This window comes from Chryseobacterium sp. SN22, assembly GCF_008329705.1.
Classification (GTDB): domain Bacteria; phylum Bacteroidota; class Bacteroidia; order Flavobacteriales; family Weeksellaceae; genus Chryseobacterium.
Window position 1 is genome coordinate 100,855 of sequence record NZ_VTSX01000019.1, and the last position, 6,806, is coordinate 107,660.

Annotated in this window: 6 protein-coding genes; 1 reads left to right on the forward strand and 5 read right to left on the reverse strand. The window is 27.6% G+C overall.

Going from position 1 to position 6,806, the window contains the following annotated elements; translation table 11 throughout:
- Window positions 1-193 precede the first annotated feature (193 nt).
- A complete protein-coding gene (uraH, locus tag FY557_RS14025) occupies window positions 194-607 on the forward strand; it encodes a hydroxyisourate hydrolase (protein WP_149247864.1) in 414 nt (137 codons plus the stop codon).
- A gap of 138 nt (window positions 608-745) precedes the next feature.
- Here the strand turns inward: uraH and FY557_RS14030 are convergent, their stop codons facing one another.
- From FY557_RS14030 to FY557_RS14050, 5 genes are all read right to left on the reverse strand, one after another.
- A complete protein-coding gene (locus FY557_RS14030; protein ID WP_149247865.1) occupies window positions 746-1,390 on the reverse strand; it encodes a glycosyl transferase in 645 nt (214 codons plus the stop codon).
- 151 nt (window positions 1,391-1,541) lie between these two features.
- Window positions 1,542-1,988, reverse strand: coding sequence for a hypothetical protein (locus FY557_RS14035; RefSeq protein WP_149247866.1), 447 nt, complete (start codon window positions 1,986-1,988; stop codon window positions 1,542-1,544).
- 500 nt (window positions 1,989-2,488) lie between these two features.
- The gene (locus FY557_RS14040) at window positions 2,489-3,313 is read right to left on the reverse strand and encodes a DUF6625 family protein (RefSeq protein WP_149247867.1); all 825 of its coding nucleotides are present in this window, start codon (window positions 3,311-3,313) and stop codon (window positions 2,489-2,491) included.
- On the reverse strand, window positions 3,310-4,887 hold the full coding sequence (locus FY557_RS14045; protein WP_149247868.1) for a vitamin K epoxide reductase family protein: 1,578 nt from the start codon (window positions 4,885-4,887) through the stop codon (window positions 3,310-3,312). The genes FY557_RS14040 and FY557_RS14045 overlap by 4 nt, the downstream gene beginning before the upstream one ends.
- Window positions 4,884-6,050: a TlpA disulfide reductase family protein gene (locus FY557_RS14050; protein ID WP_149247869.1), complete on the reverse strand. Its 1,167-nt coding sequence runs from the start codon at window positions 6,048-6,050 to the stop codon at window positions 4,884-4,886. The genes FY557_RS14045 and FY557_RS14050 overlap by 4 nt, the downstream gene beginning before the upstream one ends.
- Window positions 6,051-6,806: the final 756 nt, after the last annotated feature.

Sequence of the window (6,806 nt, forward strand, 5' to 3'; positions counted from 1 at the left end):
GAACCGATAAAATGATGATGGATGATCTTACTAAGTCTTACAAGGTATATTTTTTGAAGGTATTTTTCGTATGGTACATCTGCCATAAAGATGGATGTCTTTCCATAAAGCCCGGAGTTCCTTTATTCCTACCCGATACAGAGAAGGAATGGACTCACAACATCAACAGTTTAAAATTTAAATTAAAATATCAATGAAATCAGTTATCATTACCTTTCTTATCATGCTTTTTTCAGCAGGCATTTCTGCACAGAATAAAAATTTCCAGCTGTCCACCCATATCCTGGACGTATCCAAAGGCATGCCTGCTGCGGGCGTCAGCATAAAACTGGAAAAATACAATGCGCAATCGAAGCTCTGGACTTTTGTGGATGAGAAGAAAACGGATTCAAACGGCAGGATCCCGGATTTCCTGCCGGCAGAAAAAGGAAATGCCAATACGGGCATTTTCAAATTAATCTACTACACGAACGATTATTTTAAAAAAGACAAAATCGAAAGCTTTTATCCCTTCATCGAGGTAGTCTTTGAAATAAAAGACCAAAATCATTATCACGTTCCCATTACCCTTTCGGCTTACGGTTATTCTACTTACAGAGGAAGCTAGAGTTTAAGATCAGTACAAGATTCATTTAAAATAAAGTTATAAAAGTATTTTTCAAACAGGAACTTTCATTTATTGAAATATTAATACTCTTATTTTCTAGGTAAATATAGGTTGAATCTATACGGATTATATAACATTTTACTTTAGCGAGTTAAATAATTTTATTTTTTCCTGATATTTATTGAGTTCTTGGTCAGCTTCATTAAAATACATCTCAATTGACTTTTTATTATTGAATAAATTCGGTATATCGGAATATCCAAAATCTTTTTGTATAGAAATGAATGGATGAATGACCATCTTATTAATAGTTAAATTTGAAATTACATTATCGGCAGCATCACTATTACTAAAATTTACATTTAAAATAGGATGATAGAATTTTTTATAAATAATCATAAATTGTGTACACCAAAAATGATCAATCCAAAATCTTTGATCGGCTGTCGGAACAATATATTTAAAACCACCACCTATTCCACCAAGTAAAAGATCAGCTCCCTGAGCGTAAGCATCAAATATGTTTTTAAATAATTCCTTCTTATTATATTTTTTGGTGAAAATATGATCATCTTCCACAATTAAAATTACATCATTCTCAGATTCTATTGCTAAATTTATAATTTTAGTGATACTTTGCCACAAACCGACGTTTCCATTTGAATTCTCACAAGCTTCAATTACATTTACATCAAATTCTTTTTTGTTCTTAAACTGCTCAAGAACACTAATTAAACGATCTTGCCTGTTTTTTAGATTAATAATATATGTTGGAATTTGCATATAGAAAATTATTTATTGTGTACTTATAGAATAATATCTGTAATTAATCTATTTTGATCATACATGCTTTTGAATTAACTTAAATCACTCATGTCTTATCGTAATGGTAATGATGATCTTTATTTGATTTATAAAGGCAACTGATAAATTATTACTCTAAATAAAATTTTTTAATTCGGTTCAATTCATCAAATAGATTATTTTGCTGAATGTATAAAAAGTTGTCTGAGTCGTAATCTATTTCAACAAAAGGATACATAACAAATATATTTTCCAGCATTAATGACAAGGTCTTTTCTAAACCGAGATCATCATGCTTAACAGATTGTTCAATTATAGTATTGTACGAACTTTTAAATACAATTATAAAATTAAAACCCAAAAATTCATCAATCCAAAATAAGTTTTCTGTAATCATTAAGGTCCGATTAAATCCTATGACACCGCCTAGCAACAGATCACATTTATATTGCCGGGCTTCATCTATACACCTATTTATGAAATTAAGCATGTTAGTATTAACAATTCCTTTTTCTGAAAAATTAATAATCAGGTACTCTCTAAAATATTGTTCTCTGATTAATTCTGTAATCTTCAATAAACTTTTATCGAATTTGGATAAATAAAAAATGTGATCAATATGCATAGAATTATTATAATCTTTCTGAAATAATTGAATAAAAGAGAATCTTTATAATTTTATTAAGGCAAACGCATAAAATTAGAATTTTAATTTTTTAATAATATAAGCGAAAGTAAATCAATTACTTATTTTTTCCGTTCCTAATGAGTATAAAATCAACTTAAATTATAAATAACTGATAATAAACTATTTAAAATCTCATGCGTTTATTGTACAATTTTACAAATTTCGAAATTACTAAATAAAATTTTCATCTTCATATTTCCTACTATACTAACTTCTTTTATTGTTTTATTTAAACAATTTGAATTTCATGTATTTTATTCCCACGTAGTTTATGATAAATCCTATTCTGCAACATCGATGCATTTCCCTTATTAAATTGTAAATTACATGACCACAGGTTATCAAACAATTCTTATATCAGGTCTCTAATTAAATGATTTTTATATTGACTAGAAATATATCCTTGTTGGACTTATTCTATAATAATCAGGAATCTTCTTAGGCGATTTTATAGGATTAAATACTTTTTTTAACCAAAAGAGATGATACATAATTGCTTCATATTTATTTCGATAGATTATTTTTCCATTATTAAATTTTAAATGGCCCACAAATCCTTCCATCAAAATAAAGTCAAAATGAGTTCTCAGGCTTTCAGATATTTCAGCTTCTTTCATTAAATGCGTAAAACTCTCTATCTCAGTTTCTAACTCAAAAATAGAGATGCCCTTTGTCAACTCATCCCAAACAAAATTACACTCATCAAAACAATAATGTTTTGGATTGGAAAATACTTTTTCATAATCCTTACTTCTCTTGAAAAAATTATTTAATAAATCTATGTTTCTATAAAGTGCAAAACATCCTGTCGTATAATCATGACGCACACTAATATAATCATAGTTATCAAGAAAGTCATTAGTAAAGAAAGACCGTATATCTCCATAGATGATATCCAGATCGCAATGTCCCCAAAAGTCATAGTCTTTAATAAGATCTGGAAACATGAAACCATAGGCTGGTTTAAAATCACAAAGCTTATAGGGTGTATCAATATTTATCCTAAACCCAATTTTTGCTGATGTTTCATCAATAATATCATCCAACTTTTTATGAATAATTTTCACATTATCTGGAAGGGAAGCAATCTTCTGTTCATTATCCGTGATAATAACAAAATCAATATTTGGGTTAAAGCTACAAGAATGTAAATAATATGGTAAATACCATGGATATTCGCCATACCAACAGGTTATTAAAATAATCTTTTTCATAAGTCGTTATCTTCTATCCAATCGGCAATAAAAAATTCCAGATTCTCTCTGTCATATAAACTAGGATAGTTGTATTGGTTCAAAAACAGATTGGGCGTAAAATGTAGTCCTTTATTATAATTTTCTTTTGTCACTTTTTCTAATTTTTCTTTGACTGGATTTGTATTCTCAGGTTTTCCAAATTTAAAAAACCAATTTTCAAAGTTTTTGTTTTCAAACCATTCTTTCAATGCGTAAATAAATATATTATCCCCTTTTTGTTCATATATTTCTCCTAGCCGTAAAAATAAATTCTTAGTTTTTTCATCAAAATTTTCTGAAAAATTAAATCTAATGCTGATCGCAATATCATTGGAATGTTGGGATATAATTTTTTCTAAAATATGATGAGCATCTTTACAATATCCACACATCGGACTTGTGATAATGGAAATTTTATTTTTCGATTCACGGTTTCCTAATATGATAAATTCTTCTTCAAAATTTTCGATTTCAGATTTAAGTAAAGTATTTTTAAAGATTTCGTAATTTCTTACAAATCTTAACTGTTTTATATATCGATCATTTAAATATTTCCTTTCAAGCAAAACAGGTTTCAATAAATATATTAATCCAGCAACAATGAAAAAAATTACAGAAAATAGAAAAAATGTTTTAATATCTATATCACCGTCTCTTTTTAAGAAAAATAAACAGACAAGCTCGATATACACAGTTCCAATAATAGACAGGCAGATAGGACACCATTTTTTCTCAATTTTATATTGAAAATAAATTGAATAAAAAGTCATCGGAATAGATATTATCAGTAAGATAAATAAGTAATCTAAGAATTTACTGGAAAAATCTGAAACAGAAAAAATAAGCAATCCTAATAATTGAGACGTAAAAAACCAAATGCTAATGTCGCTTATTTTAATTTTCTGCAGCCATTTACTTTTTGTAGAATTAATGACCTGTCCACAATCTGCATTGACAATAATATTGCAAAAGCCTTCAGAAATTTTTGATTCTAATCCCAGTTCTACTTTTAAGGCTTCAATGGATAAAAATAAACCGATTGAAATTAATAAGCCTGCTATAGTCAAAATGAAAGATTGCGTAAAAAACCAAACCGCACCCAAAATAAAAATTATAATAAGTAAAGAAATAAGTCCTGTAGAAAAAACTTTTGACTTACCTTTTTCTACGTATTCCTCAGGTCTTTCAGCGAGTAATACAACGTTTTGCCATAATGGTTTTAACTGATCTTTTTCTAACTTAAGAGATTTATTACCATCTTTATATACATAGTCATTATGGTGCTTAGTAATGTGATATAAATTAGACTGCTGAGATTTGTTGTCTGATTTAAGAAGTGCTACAAAAGAATCAGATAAATGATCTATTTCATCAAAAGGCAGATCAAAAGCCATATTTGGTATATTGAAAAAACTTAATGCATCAGAGAATGCTAATAGACTCGGATAATCCGGATGCGTTTCAACCTGAAACCTGAACTCTTGAGGATCTAAATATATATTTTTTGATTTGGCATAGGAAAATACCGCTTCTAAATTTTGTGTTAACATCATCTATTTATTTTTTTTGATACAAATATATTTTCCAGCTCACTTTCCAGATTATTAACTGCAAAGTTTGAAGTATTATTATCATACCGCCCAATAATAATTCCTTCTTTATCTATCAGGATGAGAGTTGGAATATCTGAAACTGAATATATTTTTTTTAGTCCGTTATTTTTCGGATTTAAAGAGTCCAAAATGTTATACCAATTATTTATCTCATCTCTAAGGACTCCTTTTTTCCAAGATTGTTCATCTAAGTCCCAAGACACAACAATAATCTCCAAATCATTTTTATGATACCTTTCAAAAAGTTGTTTTAATTTTGGAAGCTGTTCCTTACAGGGTCTACACCAACTAGCAGAGAAGTCGAGTAAGACATATTTTTTGTCTTTGAAAGAAGAAAGTTTTAGCAATGTTCCATTAATATCGGTCCTTTCAAAATCATATGCTTTCTGCCCAACGGCTGAAGACTTTCTCATTATAATTTTGTCTTTTAAATCTTCCCCAAAGCTACTTTTCTTAACCGCAGGCGTCAACTTTTTAAATACTGTTTCGATTGAATCTATACTAATTTCTTTTCTTTCGAAACGAAGAGCTAGAAGATAAGGACTTATAAAAGACGATGGGTTATTGATAGTAAATTTATAGTCATAAATTATTTGTTCTTTATTTATAGAATCTAGCCTATTTCTATTCCTCTCATAATCCACATTTTCAGGATCCATTTCGTTTATAATTCTCCACAAAGATTCTTTTTTTATATACGTAGCAGAACTATTTATCTTTGTCCAGTCATTCTGTGCATTTGAGCCGTGCACCTCTCTTAACACAAAATCCTTTGAAATATTAATGCTCATTAAATTTTTTTCCAAAAACAGTGTGATATCATCAGGAAATGAAAAATAGGAATTTGGAATATAATGTAAATTTGAAATAGCAGCCCCTTTCACTTTACCTTTAAATAAGAATTTTCCGTTTATTACCTTACAGGAATCTTGACGTATATTATTATCGAAGTCACTATATGAAAGTACTATATAGCCCGTATTGACTTTGTCTATAGTACCGTCTAGTACAAATTCATTTTGATCAATTTTATTCTGAGAATTAATATATGAGTAAAAAAAAGATAAGAAGAAAAATATAATAAATTTATGAAAAACATTCATTATTAAATTTGTTTAAATTTTATATAATAAAAAACGATTTATTCTAAAATTATTTTCGAATAAATCGTCTTTTTTAATTCAAAAGCCAAGTATTAATTTTTGATTTTTCTTCTACACTTTATAATTAAAGTTAATAGGAAAAATTTGATTATTAATTTACATGCAATATGTACTTAACTTATTACTTCTATTAATACGTGAAGCAACGATATGTCCCATCACCATAGTAGTATTTACATAGTGAACATCCGCCACTACAATTGCTACTTGTGGTACATCTGTCCAAACACCCTGCGCCAGTACCACTTCCAGCCATAATTCCTCTTAGTTCGTTTCTTGACAATTCTTTAACTGCCAAATCAAAACTCATTTTTTTTAAAGTTTTCATAATAAAATTTAATAATTAATATTTATATAAGTTTGCTAATATTTATTTTCTTTATCAAAATTGAATACATATACATAATAGTTCATATAAAATCTCCAATCCGAAAATATACGTAATAAATCATTATTTAAAGATATACTTAAATAAAAAAATGTGAGAAAAGATAAAATAACAATTATAGAATAAAAATATTTTTATTCATTTTATTTTTATTGTTTCCCGTTATATACCTTTTATCAAGTATTTTAAGATTTATTACTTTAAATTGCTGTTTTATTTTAATATTTTTCAACATTAAAAGTTTATCATTATTGACTTTTTAAAAGTATATAAATTTCACTAATAAAAGATATAACTTAAAAAATTTA